Genomic DNA, 15,612 nt, shown 5'->3' with positions numbered 1-15,612 from the left:
GCCGGTCAGCGGTCGCGGGCCGTGGCCCGCTCGGCGGCGTACGTCGCGTCCATCCGCGCGGCGTCGGCCCGCGCGACGAGGACCACCGAGCCGCCGAGCACCAGCGGCTCGGTGAAGGAGGCCAGACCTGGTGGGGAAGCCGGGTTCGTCTCCGTGAGGAGGCGGTCGCCGTCGGTGAGGTGACTCCCGGCGGCGGCCGCCCGCCACAGGTCCCCCTGGGTCTGCTCGGCGCCGTCGACCTCGACCGCGACGTCATGGTGACCGGGCGGGTCCAGCGGGGTGAAGGCGTCGGGCTGTCCCCAGACCTCGAGGCCGACGTCGTGCACCCCCGGCGGCAGCGGCTCGGCGAAGCGCACCCCCATCGGGCGCAGCGAGCAGGCCAGCACCGGGACGTCGTCGGCGTGCGGCGCCCAGCGGGAGAGACCGTCCGGGCCGCAGACGACCGCGTCGGCCGGGTCGTCGCCGTCCAGGACGACCACGAGCCCCGCCGTCCAGGCCGCCCCGAGGAAGACCGGGCCGAGCCAGTGGACCGGCAGGTCCACCCGCACCCGGTCACCGCGCTCGAGGTCGTGCTCCTCGCACAACAGCGAGGCCGCCTTCGCGACCCAGTTGGCGTAGGTGGTCACCGACAGCTCGACCCGTTCGTCGGTGGCGTGGTCGTAGAACGTCACCACCGGCCGGCCGGGGTCGTGGGCCAGGGCGCGGGCGAGCACGCCGGCGAAGGTGGACGGCGGGGTCGTGGACATCGCCCTCAGCCTAGGGTGCGGCCATGTCCTCCCCGTCCTCCGCCGTGCCCCACCTGTGGGCCGTCGTCCCCGCCGGCGGCGCCGGCACCCGGCTCTGGCCGCTGTCACGACGCCACGAGCCGAAGTTCCTGCGCGACCTGACCGGCAGCGGCCGCTCGCTCCTCCAGGCCACCCACGACCGGCTGGCACCGCTGGTCGAGGACCGGTTCCTGGTGGTGACCGGCGCCGCCCACCGCGACGCCGTGGTGGGCCAGCTCGACGGACTGGACCCCGCCGCGGTCCTGGCCGAGCCGTCCCCGCGCGACTCGATGGCCGCCATCGGCCTGGCCGCGGCGCTGCTCGAGCAGCGCGACCCCGACGCCGTGATGGGCTCCTTCGCCGCCGACCACGTCATCACCGACGAGCCGGGCTTCCGCGCCGCCGTGACGGAGGCGGCCGAGGTCGCGCGCGGGGACCGGCTGGTGACGATCGGCATCGAGCCGACCTTCGCCTCCACGGCGTTCGGCTACCTGCAGGTCGGCCCCGCCCTGCCGGGGTCGGGCGGCTACCAGGTCGAGGCCTTCGTCGAGAAGCCGACGGAGGAGGTCGCCCGCGGCTACCTCGCCAGCGGCCGCTACCGGTGGAACGCCGGGATGTTCGTGGTGCGCCCGACGGTCCTGCTGGACCTGCTCGCCCGCTGGCACCCCGACTTCGCCCGCGACCTGCGGGCGCTGGCCGCCGGGGGCACCGACGGCCTGCAGGACCGCCTCGCCCGGGGCTGGGAGGCGCTGCCGCGGATCGCGCTGGACCACGCGGTCGCCGAGCCGGCGGCGGACGAGGGCGTGGTGGCCACGGTGCCCGGCAGCTTCGGCTGGGACGACGTCGGCGACTTCGACTCCCTGGCCACCCTGCTGCCGGAGCCGGCCGACGGGCCGCGCGTGATCGGTGACCAGGCGCTGGTGACCGCGCTCGGCACGACCGGCCTGGTCGTGCCCGCGGCCGGCCGCGTGGTCGCGGTCGTCGGCCTCGAGGACGTCGTCGTCGTCGACACGCCCGACGCGCTGCTGGTGACGACCCGCGAGCGGGCCCAGGAGGTCAAGCAGGTGGTCGCCCGGCTCGTGGCGCAGGGTCGCGCCGACCTGACCTGACCCGGCTCAGCCGCCGTTCGGCTCCGGGGAGTCGAAGTAGGGGTACTCCTCCATGAACGAGGACAACGCCTCGCCGGAGAACTCCGAGCAGTACTGCCACGCGCCCCGCTGCTCGCTGACGTCGGTGTTGCCCGCGCCGCCGGCCGACCAGTGCGTCAGCGCGACGTGCTGGCCGTCGGGGAACGGCTCGCCGTCCTCCTCGGTCCACGGCACGGCCTTGAACTTGTAGCGGTAGTTGTCGGTGCCGGGGAACTGGCTGGCCACCGCGCGCAGCTCGGTCATCGCCTCGTCGTCGGCGGCGATCGTCTCGTCGTACCAGACGAAGGTGTAGCCGTGCTCGAGGTTGTGCACCAGCTCGCGCAGGTCCGGCCGGTCGTCGGCGGCGTAGAGCTTGCGGGCCATCGTGTCCGGGGTGTCGTAGTGCGCGCCGAACGCGGGCGGGCTCTGCTCGTACTCGACCGGCGTGCCCTCGGGCACGTGCTCCTGGTTGCCCTCCGCCTTCTTGGTCTCCACCTCGCCGCAGGCGCTGACCGGGGCACCGAGCGAGGCCAGCTCGACGTCCTCGAACTGGCGCAGCTCCCACCAGTTCGCGATCGGGCGGTAGGCGGCGGCCCCCACGATCACGAGCGCGACGGCCACGCAGACCACGACGATGGCCAGGCCGCGGCCGCGCTCGGCGGACCGCTGCTTCTTGGTCAGGGCGTCGATCGTGGCCTTGCGGTCTGACTTCTGGCTCTTGGTGGACTTGGCCACGGCGCGGAGCACCTCCGGGTCTGGTGGGGGCGGGACTGACGGTCTGTGGCCCGCCGCGGTCACGGGGGCGGGCGCGCCGACGGGCGGCCCGCGCGGGATCCGGGGGCGAGTCTACGGACCGGCCGGTGGGCCGGCGGACCGCGGGCGCAGGGCGTACGTGCTGCTCCCCGCGGCGCGGTCGGCCACCCAGCCGTGGGCGAAGACCACCGCGTGCATCCCGCCCTCGCGCGCGGGGTGGTGGCCGCCGCCGGGGTCGAGGTCGAGGTGCAGCAGCCCCGGCCCCGCGGGTCGTACGGCCGCGCCGTCGCCCAGCGCGACCCCCAGCGCCGTCACCAGGTCCTCGACCGCGGCCGCCGAGCCGAAGGGGGCGGCGTCCTCGACGTCGCCACGCACCGCCCGGACGACCGCCTCCCGCGCGCCCCAGCCGAAGAGGTCGGCGCCCTCGGGCCGCACCAGGGCCCGCGCGCCGGGACCGTCGTCGTCGGCCGCCAGCACCAGGTCCGCCCGGCCGCGCACGACCGCGAACGGGCGGGCGTGCAGCTTGCCCTGGGCGAGCTCGGCGGCACCGGCGATCTCGTCGGCCACCGCCGGCGCGGTCACCAGCAAGGGGTTGCCGTGGGCGTCCACGCGGCCCGCGTGGTCGTCGAGGACGACCAGGCCGGCGGCGCCCACGGCGATGTCGGTCTGGCCCTCGCGCCACGCCCGGCCGGCGGTGTCGGTGACCACCACGCCGACGGTGCGCCCGGTGCGCGCGAGCACCTCCTCGCGCAGGCGGCCGGCGGTGGCGTCGGGGTCGACGGGCAGCAGCACGACCCGCCCGGTGGCCACGTTGGAGGCGTCGATCCCGGCCGCGGCCAGGGTCAGCCCGTGGTGGGTGCGCACGATCCGGGTCGGTCCACGGCGTGCCACCAGCCGTGCGGTCTCGGCGTCGAGGTGCTCCTCGCGGGTGCCGTCGACGACCCGGCCCTCCGCCTTGGCCACGGCCTTGCTGGTGACGACCAGGACGTCGCCGTCGGCGAGGTCGAGCCCCGCGTCGCCCAGGACGGTGAGCACCAGGCCGAGCAGGTCGTCGCCCGCGGCGACCTCCGGCGTCCCGTCCGGGGCGTGGACCCGCAGGGAGCCCCCCGGTGTCACCCGCGGACCGGGGCCGCGGCGGCCAGGTTGAGGGCGGCGCGCACCATGGCGGCGGTCGCGTCGAGGTCGGTCATCATCAGCGGCACCGCGCGGGCCGGCAGCCCGGCGGCCGAGACCCGCTCGGCGTCGGCGGCGTCGGAGGTGTCGACCAGCCAGCCGTCGAGCACCCCGTCGGCGGCGCGGGACCCGTAGTGCAGGCCCACCCCGGCCGCACTGACCTCGACGCCGACGGCCTCGAGCATCTGCCGCGCCATGCCCCGCACGTGGGTCCCGCCCACGATGGGCGACAACCCGACGACGGGGGCCGCGGTGGCGCGCAGGGCGTCGCGCACGCCGGGGACGCCGAGGATCGTGCCGACGGACACGACCGGGTTCGAGGGCGGGACGAGCACGACGTCGGCCCCGGCCAGGGCCTCCAGCACGCCCGGCGCGGGGGAGGAGTCCTCCAGCCCGACCACGACGACCTGCTCGGCGGGGACGGTCGCACGCAGCCGGATCCAGTACTCCTGGAAGTGCATGGCCCGTCGCCCGCTCGGCGCGTCGGGGTCGGCGACCACGACGTGGGTCTCCACGCGGTCGTCGGTCATCGGGAGCAGGCGCACGCCCGGCCGCCACCGGCGGCACAGGGCCTCGGTGACCGCCGTCAACGGGTAGCCGGCCTCGAGCATCTGGGTGCGGACGAGGTGGGTGGCGACGTCGCGGTCGCCGAGACCGAACCAGGTCGGCTCGACCCCGTAGGCCGCGAGCTCCTCCTTGACGCCCCAGGACTCGTCGCGGCGGCCCCAGCCGCGCTCCGGGTCGATGCCGTCCCCCAGGGTGTACATCACGGTGTCGAGGTCGGGACAGACCTTGAGGCCGTGGACCCACAGGTCGTCGGCGGTGTTGGTCACCACGGTGACGTCGGCGTCGGGGAGCAGGTGGAGCAGGCCCTGGAGGAACCGGGCGCCGCCGATGCCGCCCGAGAGCACGGTGATCTTACGCATGTGCCTACTGTGCCGGGTGGGTTCTGCACATAGCAGATCCGGGCTTGACTTCCGTGGCACGACAGGCATGTAATTCCCACAGTGTCGTTCGGGTCCCCACCCTCTCGGCGCAGGGTCGGAACCACACCAGCAGGGTCGAAAGGGCGTGCACCATGAGAGAGCTTTTCCTCCTCGAACCCGAGATCGACACCGAGGGTTGGCAGGAGCGTGCGTTGTGCGCGCAGACCGACCCCGAGGCGTTCTTCCCCGAGAAGGGGGGATCGACCCGTGAGGCCAAGAAGGTGTGCCTCAGCTGTGACGTGCGGACCGAGTGCCTCGAGGCCGCGCTGATGAACGACGAGCGCTTCGGCATCTGGGGCGGGCTGTCCGAGCGGGAGCGCCGCAAGCTGAAGAAGCTCGCGATCTGAGCCCACCCACCCGGCGCCGCGTCCCGTGGCGTCCGGCGGTCCTCCGCGTTTGTACAGTGGTGGACCGTGTCTCCGTCCTCCGTCGCCCCTGAGCCTGGCCCCGGGCCCGCTCCGGCGTCGGTCGCCGTGCTGCTGGTCAGCCACGACGGCGAGCGGTGGCTGCCGACCGTGCTGGACGGGCTCGCGGCCCAGGCCCGGGTCGGACGGGTCGTCGGCGTCGACACCGGCAGCAGGGACGCGAGCGCCTCGCTGGTCGAGGCCGCCCTCGCGCAGGGCCCGCTGCGCGGCGAGGTGGTCCGAGCCGGCTCGGCGACCTCGTTCCCCGAGGCGGTCCAGACCGGTCTGGACCGGTTGGCTGCCACCGGGGAGCCCCCCGAGTGGGTCTGGGTGCTCCACGACGACGCCACCCCGGCCCCCGGCGCGCTCGACGCGCTGCTGGCCGCGGCCGCCGAGCACCCCGAGGCCGACCTGCTCGGGCCGAAGCTGCGCGAGTGGCCCTCGCTGCGCCGCCTGCTCGAGCTGGGCGTCACGATCTCCGGCACCGGGCAGCGCGAGACCGGCCTGGAGCGCGGCGAGTACGACCAGGGACAGCACGACGAGCTGCGGGAGGTGCTGGCGGTCAACACCGCCGGGATGCTGGTGCGCCGCCGGGTGCTCGAGGAGCTCGGTGGCCTCGACCCCGCGCTCCCGCTGTTCGGCAACGACCTCGACCTCGGGTGGCGCGCGGCCGCCGCCGGGCGGACGACGCTCGTGGTGCCGCAGGCCGTCGTGTTCCACGCCGAGGCCGCCCACCGCGGTGCCCGACGCACGGCGCTGACCGGACGGCACACCCACTACCAGGAGCGCCGCGCCGCGCTCTACACGCTGCTGGTCAACGCCCCGGCCCGACGGCTGCCGCTGATGGTGGTGCGGCTGGTGCTCGGCACGCTGCTGCGGATGGTCGGCCTGGTGCTGGTCCGCGCGGTCGGCGAGGCGCTCGACGACCTCGCGGCGCTGCTCTCGGTGATCTCCTCCCCGGGCGAGCTGCGGGCGGCGCGACGCGCACGCACCGCGGCACGGGGCGGTCGCGCGGCCGACGAGGCGCGGGTCAGCCGGCTGCGGGCGCCGTTCTGGGTGCCGTACCGGCACGGGCTCGACGTCGTGTCCGACCTGGCCTCGGCGCTCACCGACCAGGCCTCGGACGTCGCCGAGCGGCGGCGCGCGGCGACCGCCGCGCACGACCCGTCGTCCATGGCGGCCCGGCGTGCCGAGCCCGAGGACGACGAGGCGCCGGCCGACAACGGCCTGCTGGTGCGGCTGCTGACCACGCCGATCGCCGTCCTGCTGGTGGTCGTGGTGGTCGGGCTGCTGGTCGCCGGGCGCACCGGCCTTGGCTCGGTCAGCGGCGGCGTGCTGTCGCCGGCGCCGGAGTCGGTCGGTGCCTGGTGGTCGCTGTACGCGGGCTCCTGGCTGCCGCTGGGCCAGGGCACGGCGGTGCCCGCTCCGGCCTACGTCCTTCCGCTCGCGCTGCTGGGCACCCTCCTCACGCCGGCCGGCGCGGTGTCGTCCCTGCTGGTGCTGGCCGCGCCGCTGGCGCTGTGGGGTTCCTGGCGCCTCCTGCGGGTGGTCGGACGGCTGGCCAGCCCGCGCGGCGCGTCGCGCTGGCTGCTGCTGGCCGGGTCGACCACCTACGCCCTGGTCCCGCTGACCAGCGGGGCGTGGGGCGAGGGCCGGCTGGGCCCGGTGGTGGCGGCGGTGCTGCTGCCGTGGACCGCGCACGCCTGCCTCGGCTTCGCCGACCCCGACCCGGACCGCCGCTGGCGCGCCGCGTGGCGGTCCGGCCTGCTGCTCACCCTGGTCTGTGCGTTCGCCCCCGTGACGTGGTTCGCCGCGCTGCTGCTCGGGGTCGTGGTGCTGGCCGTGAGCGCGGCGCTGGCCCCGGTCGCCGTACGTGAGCGCTCGGCGTGGGGCCCGCCGGCGGTGGCGCTCGGCGTGGTGCCGGTGCTGCTGCTGCCGTGGTGGCTGCCGCTGCTCGTGCACGGCGGCGCGGCCGGGCTCCTGCTCGAGGCCGGGGCCCCGGTGAGCGCCCCGGCGCTCGCCCCGGACGGCCTGGGCGCGTTGCTCGGGCGGGTCGGCGAGGCCGGGGCCCTGGGAGCCCCCGCGTGGCTGGGCGTCGTCCTGCTGGTCCTCGGCCTGGCGGCGCTGCTGCCGCGTCGCAGCCGGGTCGGCGTGCTGGTCTGCTGGCTGGTCGCGGCCGTGGCCGCGGTCACGGCGGCCCTGGTCTCCCTGGTCCCGCTCACCCTCGACGGCGTGGCCGTCGCGCCCGGTCTCGGTGCCCTCGTCGTGCTGTGGCAGGGCTGCCTGGTGACGGCTGCCGTCCTCGGCGGGCAGGGCCTGCTCGAGGGCGGCTCGTTGCGCACGGGCGAGGCCGCGCGGCCCCGCCCGGTCGTGGCCCTGGCCGCGGCGGTGGCCGTGGCGGCGCTGGCGGTGCCGCTCGGCGGGATGGTCTGGGCCGTCCTCGACGGTCAGGAGCAGCTGGTCGACGAGCCCGCCGGTGACGTCCCGGCCTACATGCTCCAGAGCGCCGCGACGGGTCCCGAGCACGGGATCCTCCTGGTGCGCGGCACCGTCCAGGAGGGGCTGCGCTACACCGTGGTGCGCGACGACGGTGCCACGGTGGGCGAGGACGAGGTGCTGGCGCTGGCCTCCGAGGACACCGCGCTGACCGGTCTGGTCCAGGCGCTGGTCTCCGCGCCCACCCCGGCCGTGGTCGCGGGCCTCGCCGACGCCGGGGTCGAGTACCTCGTCCTCCCGGCGCCCGTGGACGGTCGCGTCGCCTCCGGGCTCGACGCCACCAGCGGACTGGCGCAGGCCAGTGCCGGGGACCGCAGCACCCGTGCCTGGCAGGTCGAGCGCGCGCTCGACCCCGACGCGGTCTCCGGCTCCGACGGCTGGTGGCGCCCGGTCCTGCTCGTGGTCCAGGCGCTGGCCGTGCTGGCCGTGCTGGTGCTCGCGGCGCCGACCACCCGGGAGGCCCGCCGATGAGCCACGCACCCGCACCGGGCCGGCGTGCGCGCCCCTCCGCCGCCGGCCGGCGTCGCCCCGACGTCACGACCGTGCTCGCGCTGGTCGTGCCGCTGCTGACCGTGCTGGCGCTGCTCGCCGTGGACGTCGACCCGGCGGCCCCGGGTGCCGTGCCGCCCGAGCGCACGACGCTGACCCGGTCCACCACGACCTGCCCCGGGCTGGACGCCCCGGTGGTCGTGGCCACCACCGGCGACGAGGCCGGTGAGGTCGAGGTGCGCCGGGGCGAGGACGTCGCCGACGTCGCGGTCGAGCCCGCCGTCCCCGTCACCGCGCCCGCGGCGCCCGCGGCGGCCGCCTCGCTGCCTGCCGAGGTCACCGGGCAGGGCGACCTCGCGCCCGGACTGGCGGCCGGCCGGTTCCCCGAGGAGGGCGAGCCCACGGCGCCGGAGTGCCGCGACCCGCGACCCGACCAGTGGTTCACCGGCGTGGGCGCCTCGCCCCGCCAGCCGTCGGTGCTCGAGCTGACCAACCCCGACGGCGGTCCGGCCGTGGCCGACGTGGTGGTGCACGGTCCGCGCGGCGTCGTCGACGCGCCGTCGCTGCGGGGCGTGGCGGTGCCCGGTCAGGGCGTCGTCCGGGTCGAGCTGGCCGAGGAGGTCCCCCGGCGTGGTGACCTGGCGCTCCACGTCACCACCACCCGTGGACGCGTCGGGGCAGCGGTCCTCGACCGGTTCGACGACCTCGGCGCGGGAGCCTCCGGCTCCGAGTGGGCCGCCTCCCAGGCCGACCCCGCCACCGACGTCCTGCTGCTCGGCCTGCCCGGTCAGGAGGCACCGCGCGAGCTCGTCTTGGCCAACGCCTCCGACGACGAGGCCCGGGTGGCGGTCTCCGTGCTGACCGCGGACTCCGAGTTCACCCCGGAGGGATCGCCCGGGCTCGACGTCGCCCCCCAGGGCACCGCGTCGCTCGACCTCGAGGAGGTGCTGGCCGGGGCAGCGCTCGACGACGTGGTGGGGCTGCGGCTGGAGGCGTCCCGTCCGGTCACCGCCGCGGTGCGCACCGTCGTCGAGGGCGACCTCGCCGTCACCCCGGCGGCCGAGGTCCTCGGCCAGGGCGGCACGACCACCGTGCTCCCGGCCGGGGCGATCGAGCTGGTCCTCGCCGCGGCCTCCGGCGACGGGGCCGTCGTGGCGACGCCCCGCGACGCCGACGGGGACGTGCTCGGACCGGCGGAGGGGCTGCGGGCCGACCTGGCACCGGAGCGGGCCACGGTGCTCGAGCTGCCCGTGGGGACCCGGCTGCTCGAGGTCCGGCTGCGGGGCACCGACGCGGCCGCGTCCGTGGTCGTCCGCGGCGAGGACGGCGGCGGGGGAGCGGCGGTCGTCCGTCTGCACGACCTCGAGACGAGCGCCCTGGTCGGCGCCGTGCGACCGGCGCTGCCCTGACCGCTCCCGGGGCGCCGCGAGCGTCGTCTCGGGGCGCCGCGAGCGTCGTCTCGGCGGGTCAGTCGGGCCGGTCGTCGGCGTAGCGCGGGTCGACGTCCTCCGGGGGGAGGTCGAGCAGGGCCGCCACCTGCTCGACCAGGACCGCGTGCACCAGCGCCCGCAGGTCCTCGCGGTCCTCGGCCCGCAGCTCGAGTGGTCGGCGGAAGAGCACCACCCGGGCCGGGGTCGTGCCGACGGCGTGGACGAGGGCCGAGAGCGGGACGGGGCTGCCGCCCCAGTCGGCGCCGACCTGCGGGGCGTCCTCCACGGCGTACTCGACGAGGCCGAGGCGCTCGCGCCAGCGCTCCTCGAGCCCGGTCACCGAGGCCAGCACCATCGCGTCGAAGCGGTCCGCCCGGGTCGGTGTCTCGGGCCGCCCGGGGACCCGCGGGACGATCGCGGGGCCCCGCATCCCTCGTCCGCGCCGGTCGCGCGTGCGGGGTCGGGGTGCCGGGTCGCTCGCCACGCCCGCGAGCCTAGTCGGGGGCCCGGTCGCCGCCGGGTACGGTCGCCCACGTGAGCCTGGCCCGTCGATGTTCCCGCACCCCGTGCGGCCGGCCCGCCGTGTCCACCCTGACCTACGTCTACGCCGACCAGACGGCCGTGCTCGGACCGCTGTCCACCTACGCGGAGCCGCACGCCTACGACCTGTGCGAGCAGCACGGCCAGCGCCTCTCCGCCCCGCGTGGCTGGGAGGTCCTCCGGCTGGCCCGCGACACCCGCGACCGGGGGCCGTCGGACGACGACCTGCTGGCCCTGGCCGACGCGGTGCGCGAGGCCGCCCGGCCGCTGCCGCCGCGCGCGCCGGAGCCGTCCGTCGAGGGATCGCGGGAGACCGGGCGGCGCGGCCACCTGCGGGTGCTGACCAGCGAGTGAGCCCCACCCCGGGGCGCGGCTAGGGTCCTCCCATGTCCTCCACCCTGGACCCCGCGAACCTGGCCGCCGTGTTCAAGGCCTACGACGTCCGGGGCACCGTGCCCGACCAGCTCGACGAGGAGCTCGCCCGCGTCGTCGGCCGGGCGTTCGTCCACGTCGTCGGGGAGTCCCGCGTGGTGGTCGGCCACGACATGCGCCCCACCTCGCCCGGCATGGCGGGCGCCTTCGCCGACGGCGCGGCCGAGGCCGGTGCCGACGTGACGATGATCGGACTGGCCTCGACCGACCAGCTGTACTTCGCCTCGGGCCACCTCGGCGTCGCCGGGGCCATGTTCACCGCCAGCCACAACCCGGCCGCCTACAACGGGATCAAGATGTGCCGGGCCGCAGCGGTGCCGCTGGGCGGCGACACCGGGCTGACCGCGGTCCGCGACCTCGCCGCGGCCGGCGGCGGGGCCCTGGCGGAGGTCGCCGGCTCGATCTCCTCCCACGACGTGCTCGAGGCGTACGCCGCGCACCTGCTGGCGCTCGCGCCGGTGGAGGGCCGCCCCCTGACCGTGGTCGTCGACGCCGGGAACGGCATGGCCGGGCACACCGCTCCGGCGGTCTTCGACCGGCTCGGCACGGACCGGGTCCGGGTCGTCCCGCTCTACTTCGAGCTCGACGGCAGCTTCCCGAACCACGAGGCCAACCCGATCGACCCCGAGAACCTGCGCGACCTCCAGGCCGCCGTCCTGGCCGAGGGCGCCGACGTCGGGCTGGCCTTCGACGGCGACGCCGACCGCTGCTTCCTGGTCGACGAGCGCGGCGCGCTCGTGCCGCCCTCGACGCTGACCGCGCTGATCGCCGAGCGCGAGCTGGCCCGCCACCCCGGCTCGACGGTGATCCACAACCTGATCACCAGCCGGGCCGTGCCCGAGCTGGTCGCCGAGCTCGGCGGCGTCCCGGTGCGGACCCGGGTCGGTCACTCGTTCATCAAGGCGACCATGGCCGAGACCGACGCGGTCTTCGGCGGGGAGCACAGCGGGCACTTCTACTTCCGTGACTTCTGGCGCGCCGACTCGGGGATGCTCGCCGCGCTCCACGCCCTCGCCGCCCTCGCCGAGGACGGCGGCACCCTGTCGGCGCTGCTGGCGCCCTACGAGCGCTACCGCCTGAGCGGCGAGGTCAACTCGACCGTGCAGGACGCACCGGCCCTGGTCGCGGCGATCGAGGCCGACTGGGGCGCCCGGCCCGGGGTCAGCACCGACCACCTGGACGGGTTGACCGTGAGCCACGAGGACTGGACGTTCAACGTCCGCTCCTCCAACACCGAGCCGCTGCTGCGGCTCAACGCCGAGGGGAAGGACGAGGAGACGATGGCACGCGTGCGCGACGAGGTCCTGTCGACGATCAGGGGGACGGCATGAGCGCCGGGGAGCCGGCGCTGGACCCGGTGCTGCTCGACGTCGTGGTCTGCCCCGACTGCCGCTCCGCCCTGGCGGTGGGCACCCCGCCGGACGGGACGGGCCAGGAGCTGGTCTGCCAGGGCTGCGGCCTGGCCTACCCCGTGCGCGACGGCATCCCGGTGCTGCTGGTCGACGAGGCCGTGCGACGGTGACCCGGACGACGGCGACCCGGTGGTGAGCCGGCGGTGACCTGGTTCGACGAGTCCCGGCTGGAGGACGAGGCGGCCCTGGCGTCGGTCGACCAGCGGCTGCGGTTCCTCGCCGGGTCCGGTGCCCGGGTACGCCGCGACGCCGGCGAGGCGGAGGCCGCCCTGGCCGGGGAGGCCGCGGGCGCGCTGCGTGCCGCGGAGAGCCGGCCCCGGGCGGTGATCGCGGCCGGTCCCGACTCCCGGCTGCTGCGGGCCGTGCTCGAGCCCGCCTGCCCGGTGCCGTTCGTCGCGTGGCCGTACCCGGTGCTGCCGGGCTGGGCCGGGGCCCTGGACCTCGTGGTCGTGCTCGCCCCCGAGGGCTCGGACCCCGGGACGGCCTCCGCCGTCGCGGAGGCCGTGCGACGCGGCTGCCAGGTCGTCGTCGCGGGCCCGCCGGGCTCGATGGTGGTGGAGCACGCCGCCGGCCGGGACAGCGCCGTGCTGCCGTGCACCACCCGGGACCAGCTGGCGGCGGCCGTGGTGGTCCTCGACCTCCTCCACCGCGTCGGTCTGGGGCCGCAGGCCGACCCCGAGACGGTGGCCGGCGCGCTCGACGACGTCGCCCGGTCGGCCTCGCCGCACCGTGACCTGACGGTGAACCCCGCCAAGGCGCTGGCCATCGCGCTGGCCGACAGCGTGCCGCTGCTGTGGGGCGGGTCCGTGCTCGCCCAGCGCGCCGCGCGACGGGTGGCCGAGTCGATGCGGCGCACGAGCGGTCGCGCGGCCCTGGCCGGTGACGTCGACACGCTGTGGCCCGTGCTGGCCGCGGCCCGTCCGCGCGACCTCTTCGACGACCCCGTGGCCGACGGCGCGGGTCCGCCGCAGCCGGCCCTGCTGCTGCTCGACGACGGCGCCGAGGACCCGGTCTCGCGCGAGCAGCGCGCCCGCCTGGTCGGGCTGGCCGACGAGCGGCGGCTGCGGGTCGAGGTGCTCGGGTCCGAGGCGACCGGCCAGGTGGCCCGCTACGCCTCCCTGCTGCTCTCGGGCACCTACGCCAGCGAGTACCTCGCGCTCGGCCTCGTCGACGGGTGACCTCCGCCGCCGGGGCCCGGCCGGGCGGGCAGGCGAAAATAGGTGGTCGTGAGGATTCTGTGGAAGCGCCGCGGCGGTCCTAATCTCGAAGTCCGCCGTCCGTCACCCGTCCCGACGCCCTGAGCGTGGACTAAGGAGCACATCCCGTGGATTACAAGGTCGCCGACCTCTCCCTGGCCGACTACGGTCGCACCGAGATCACCCTCGCCGAGCACGAGATGCCCGGCCTGGTCGCCATGCGCGAGCGCTACGGCAAGGACAAGCCGCTGCGCGGCGCCCGCGTCGCCGGCTCGCTGCACATGACGATCCAGACCGCCGTCCTGATCGAGACCCTGGTCGACCTGGGCGCCGAGGTCCGCTGGGCCTCCTGCAACATCTTCTCCACCCAGGACCACGCCGCCGCCGCGGTGGTCGTCGGTCGTGACGGGACGCCCGAGGACCCCCAGGGCGTCCCGGTCTTCGCGTGGAAGGGCGAGAGCCTCCAGGAGTACTGGTGGTGCACCCAGCAGATCCTGGACTGGGGCGTCGTCGACGGCGAGAACGTCTTCGCCAACATGATCCTCGACGACGGCGGCGACGCCACGATGCTGGTCCACCTCGGCGTCGAGGCCGAGAAGAAGGGCGAGGCGCCCGCGCTCGACTCCGCCAAGAGCGCCGAGCAGCGGATCGTCTTCGAGGTGCTCCAGGCAAGCCTCGCCGCGAGCAAGGACCGCTGGACCCAGGTCGCCGCCGAGATCCGCGGCGTCACCGAGGAGACCACCACCGGCGTGCACCGTCTCTACGAGATGATGCGTGAGGGCTCGCTGCTCTTCCCCGCGATCAACGTCAACGACTCGGTCACCAAGTCGAAGTTCGACAACAAGTACGGCTGCCGCCACTCGCTCATCGACGGCATCAACCGGGCGACCGACGTCCTGATCGGCGGCAAGGTCGCCGTCGTCTGCGGCTACGGCGACGTCGGCAAGGGCAGCGCGGAGTCGCTGCGTGGCCAGGGCGCCCGCGTCGTGGTCACCGAGATCGACCCGATCTGCGCCCTGCAGGCCGCGATGGACGGCTACCAGGTCACCACGCTCGACGACGTCATCGGCCAGGCCGACATCATCGTCACCGCCACCGGCAACCGCGACGTGGTCACGGTCGAGCAGATGAAGCAGATGAAGCACCAGGCGATCATCGCCAACATCGGTCACTTCGACAACGAGATCGACATGGCCGGCCTCGAGGCCGACGGCGTCGCCTCGCGCAAGACCGTCAAGCCGCAGGTCGACGTCTGGACCTTCCCGGAGACGCAGAAGTCGATCATCGTGCTGTCCGAGGGCCGCCTGACGAACCTGGGCAACGCCACCGGTCACCCCTCGTTCGTGATGTCGAACTCCTTCACCAACCAGGTCCTGGCGCAGATCGAGATCTTCACCAAGCCGCAGGACTACCCCGTCGGCGTCTACGTGCTGCCCAAGCACCTCGACGAGGAGGTCGCCCGCCTGCACCTCGGTGCGCTCGGGGTCAAGCTGACCACGCTCAGCGACGACCAGGCCGCCTACCTCGGCATCCCGACCTCCGGGCCGTACAAGTCCGACGAGTACCGCTACTGAGGTAGACCCCGGACGGTCCCCGGCCGTCCACAGCCCGGCCCCCGACCCCCCTCGTCCACCGGACGCAGGCGGGGTCGGGGGCCGTCGCTGTGCCGGTGGGGCAAGATGGGTCCATGAGCGCCTTCGCCGACGTCGACCTCCCCGGTGGCGACGCAGCCCCCGCGCGCGGCCGCGTCCTGGTCGTCGACGACGATGCCGCCCTGGCCGAGATGCTGACCATCGTGCTGCGGCAGGAAGGCTTCGACAGCCGGATGTGCACCCGCGGCGACCTGGCGATGGCCGAGTTCCGCGACTACCGCCCCGACGTCGTGCTGCTGGACCTGATGCTGCCGGGCCGCGACGGCATCGACGTCTGCAAGGAGATCCGCGCCGAGTCCGGGGTGCCGATCGTCATGCTGACGGCGAAGGGCGACACCGTCGACGTGGTCGTCGGGCTCGAGTCCGGCGCGGACGACTACGTCGTCAAGCCGTTCAAGCCCAAGGAGCTGGTCGCGCGGATCCGGGCGCGGGTGCGTCGCGTGGACGGCCCGACCTCCGAGGCGCTGACGATCGGCGACCTCGCCATCGACGTCGCCGGTCACGTCGTCACCCGCGACGGCGCCCCGATCAGCCTGACGCCCCTGGAGTTCGACCTGCTGGTCTGCCTGGCCCGCAAGCCGTGGCAGGTCTTCAGCCGCGAGGTCCTCCTGGAGCAGGTGTGGGGCTACCGCCACGCCGCCGACACCCGGCTGGTCAACGTGCACGTCCAGCGCCTGCGCTCGAAGGTCGAGCACGACCCGGAGCACCCGGAGGTCGTGCTGACCGTGCGCGGGGTCGGCTACAAGGCCGGCGGCTGA

The 15,612-nt window shown here is 75.6% G+C and carries 15 protein-coding genes; 10 read left to right on the top strand and 5 right to left on the bottom strand.

The window, feature by feature from the left end:
- Window positions 1–5: 5 nt before the first annotated feature.
- A complete protein-coding gene (locus tag ENKNEFLB_RS16475; RefSeq protein WP_214056379.1) occupies window positions 6–746 on the bottom strand; it encodes a TIGR03089 family protein in 741 nt (246 codons plus the stop codon).
- A gap of 23 nt (window positions 747–769) precedes the next feature.
- Here ENKNEFLB_RS16475 and ENKNEFLB_RS16470 point away from each other — a divergent pair, with 23 nt between their 5' ends.
- Window positions 770–1,873, top strand: a complete 1,104-nt coding sequence (locus ENKNEFLB_RS16470) for a mannose-1-phosphate guanylyltransferase (protein ID WP_214056378.1) — start codon at window positions 770–772, stop codon at window positions 1,871–1,873.
- A gap of 6 nt (window positions 1,874–1,879) precedes the next feature.
- On the opposite strand, the gene ENKNEFLB_RS16465 is transcribed toward ENKNEFLB_RS16470, so the two are convergent.
- From ENKNEFLB_RS16465 to cofD, 3 genes are all read right to left on the bottom strand, one after another.
- The gene (locus ENKNEFLB_RS16465; protein WP_214056377.1) at window positions 1,880–2,626 is read right to left on the bottom strand and encodes a DUF3105 domain-containing protein; all 747 of its coding nucleotides are present in this window, start codon (window positions 2,624–2,626) and stop codon (window positions 1,880–1,882) included.
- Between the two features lie 111 nt (window positions 2,627–2,737).
- Window positions 2,738–3,760 carry a coenzyme F420-0:L-glutamate ligase gene (gene cofE / locus ENKNEFLB_RS16460; protein WP_246535613.1) on the bottom strand — a complete coding sequence of 341 codons (1,023 nt, stop codon included), beginning with the start codon at window positions 3,758–3,760 and terminating at the stop codon, window positions 2,738–2,740.
- Window positions 3,757–4,743 (bottom strand): 2-phospho-L-lactate transferase, encoded by a 987-nt coding sequence (gene cofD, locus ENKNEFLB_RS16455; protein ID WP_214056376.1) that lies wholly within the window; start codon window positions 4,741–4,743, stop codon window positions 3,757–3,759. The genes cofE and cofD overlap by 4 nt, the downstream gene beginning before the upstream one ends.
- Window positions 4,744–4,895: 152 nt before the next feature.
- On the opposite strand from cofD, the gene ENKNEFLB_RS16450 reads away from it, so the two are divergent.
- The 3 genes from ENKNEFLB_RS16450 to ENKNEFLB_RS16440 all read left to right on the top strand — a co-directional run bounded on the left by ENKNEFLB_RS16450 (window position 4,896) and on the right by ENKNEFLB_RS16440 (window position 9,601).
- Entirely contained in the window at window positions 4,896–5,150 is a 255-nt protein-coding gene (locus tag ENKNEFLB_RS16450; protein ID WP_160005924.1) for a WhiB family transcriptional regulator, read from the top strand.
- A gap of 66 nt (window positions 5,151–5,216) precedes the next feature.
- Window positions 5,217–8,174, top strand: coding sequence for a glycosyltransferase family 2 protein (locus ENKNEFLB_RS16445; protein ID WP_214056375.1), 2,958 nt, complete (start codon window positions 5,217–5,219; stop codon window positions 8,172–8,174).
- On the top strand, window positions 8,171–9,601 hold the full coding sequence (locus tag ENKNEFLB_RS16440; RefSeq protein ID WP_214056374.1) for a DUF5719 family protein: 1,431 nt from the start codon (window positions 8,171–8,173) through the stop codon (window positions 9,599–9,601). Before ENKNEFLB_RS16445 ends, ENKNEFLB_RS16440 begins: the two co-directional genes overlap by 4 nt.
- Before the next feature lie 58 nt (window positions 9,602–9,659).
- On the opposite strand, the gene ENKNEFLB_RS16435 is transcribed toward ENKNEFLB_RS16440, so the two are convergent.
- On the bottom strand, window positions 9,660–10,106 hold the full coding sequence (locus tag ENKNEFLB_RS16435; RefSeq protein WP_246535612.1) for a metallopeptidase family protein: 447 nt from the start codon (window positions 10,104–10,106) through the stop codon (window positions 9,660–9,662).
- A 50-nt stretch (window positions 10,107–10,156) separates the two neighbouring features.
- On the opposite strand from ENKNEFLB_RS16435, the gene ENKNEFLB_RS16430 reads away from it, so the two are divergent.
- The 6 genes from ENKNEFLB_RS16430 (at window position 10,157) to mtrA (ending at window position 15,612) form a co-directional block, all read left to right on the top strand.
- Window positions 10,157–10,516: a DUF3499 domain-containing protein gene (locus tag ENKNEFLB_RS16430; RefSeq protein WP_214056373.1), complete on the top strand. Its 360-nt coding sequence runs from the start codon at window positions 10,157–10,159 to the stop codon at window positions 10,514–10,516.
- A 32-nt stretch (window positions 10,517–10,548) separates the two neighbouring features.
- Window positions 10,549–11,925, top strand: a complete 1,377-nt coding sequence (locus ENKNEFLB_RS16425) for a phosphomannomutase/phosphoglucomutase (protein ID WP_214056372.1) — start codon at window positions 10,549–10,551, stop codon at window positions 11,923–11,925.
- Complete coding sequence (locus ENKNEFLB_RS16420; protein WP_246535610.1) at window positions 11,922–12,116, top strand: Trm112 family protein; 195 nt, start codon at window positions 11,922–11,924, stop codon at window positions 12,114–12,116. Before ENKNEFLB_RS16425 ends, ENKNEFLB_RS16420 begins: the two co-directional genes overlap by 4 nt.
- Window positions 12,117–12,149: 33 nt before the next feature.
- Window positions 12,150–13,184, top strand: a complete 1,035-nt coding sequence (locus ENKNEFLB_RS16415; RefSeq protein WP_214056371.1) for an SIS domain-containing protein — start codon at window positions 12,150–12,152, stop codon at window positions 13,182–13,184.
- A 146-nt stretch (window positions 13,185–13,330) separates the two neighbouring features.
- A complete protein-coding gene (gene ahcY, locus ENKNEFLB_RS16410; RefSeq protein ID WP_214056370.1) occupies window positions 13,331–14,776 on the top strand; it encodes an adenosylhomocysteinase in 1,446 nt (481 codons plus the stop codon).
- A gap of 113 nt (window positions 14,777–14,889) precedes the next feature.
- Window positions 14,890–15,612: an MtrAB system response regulator MtrA gene (mtrA, locus tag ENKNEFLB_RS16405; protein ID WP_214056369.1), complete on the top strand. Its 723-nt coding sequence runs from the start codon at window positions 14,890–14,892 to the stop codon at window positions 15,610–15,612.

The organism is Nocardioides aquaticus, from assembly GCF_018459925.1.
Lineage (GTDB): Bacteria > Actinomycetota > Actinomycetes > Propionibacteriales > Nocardioidaceae > Nocardioides > Nocardioides aquaticus.
Note: the sequence above shows the minus strand (reverse complement) of the source record. Positions and strands in the feature narration are given on the sequence as shown.

Bases quoted from the DNA above. Each gene is read 5' to 3' on its own strand.
- ENKNEFLB_RS16475 (WP_214056379.1), bottom strand. From the start codon at position 746: ATGTCCACGACCCCGCCGTCCACCTTCGCCGGCGTGCTCGCCCGCGCC.
- ENKNEFLB_RS16470 (WP_214056378.1), top strand. From the start codon at position 770: ATGTCCTCCCCGTCCTCCGCCGTGCCCCACCTGTGGGCCGTCGTCCCC.
- cofD (WP_214056376.1), bottom strand. From the start codon at position 4,743: ATGCGTAAGATCACCGTGCTCTCGGGCGGCATCGGCGGCGCCCGGTTC.
- ENKNEFLB_RS16450 (WP_160005924.1), top strand. From the start codon at position 4,896: ATGAGAGAGCTTTTCCTCCTCGAACCCGAGATCGACACCGAGGGTTGG.
- ENKNEFLB_RS16440 (WP_214056374.1), top strand. From the start codon at position 8,171: ATGAGCCACGCACCCGCACCGGGCCGGCGTGCGCGCCCCTCCGCCGCC.
- ENKNEFLB_RS16425 (WP_214056372.1), top strand. From the start codon at position 10,549: ATGTCCTCCACCCTGGACCCCGCGAACCTGGCCGCCGTGTTCAAGGCC.
- ENKNEFLB_RS16420 (WP_246535610.1), top strand. From the start codon at position 11,922: ATGAGCGCCGGGGAGCCGGCGCTGGACCCGGTGCTGCTCGACGTCGTG.
- mtrA (WP_214056369.1), top strand. From the start codon at position 14,890: ATGAGCGCCTTCGCCGACGTCGACCTCCCCGGTGGCGACGCAGCCCCC.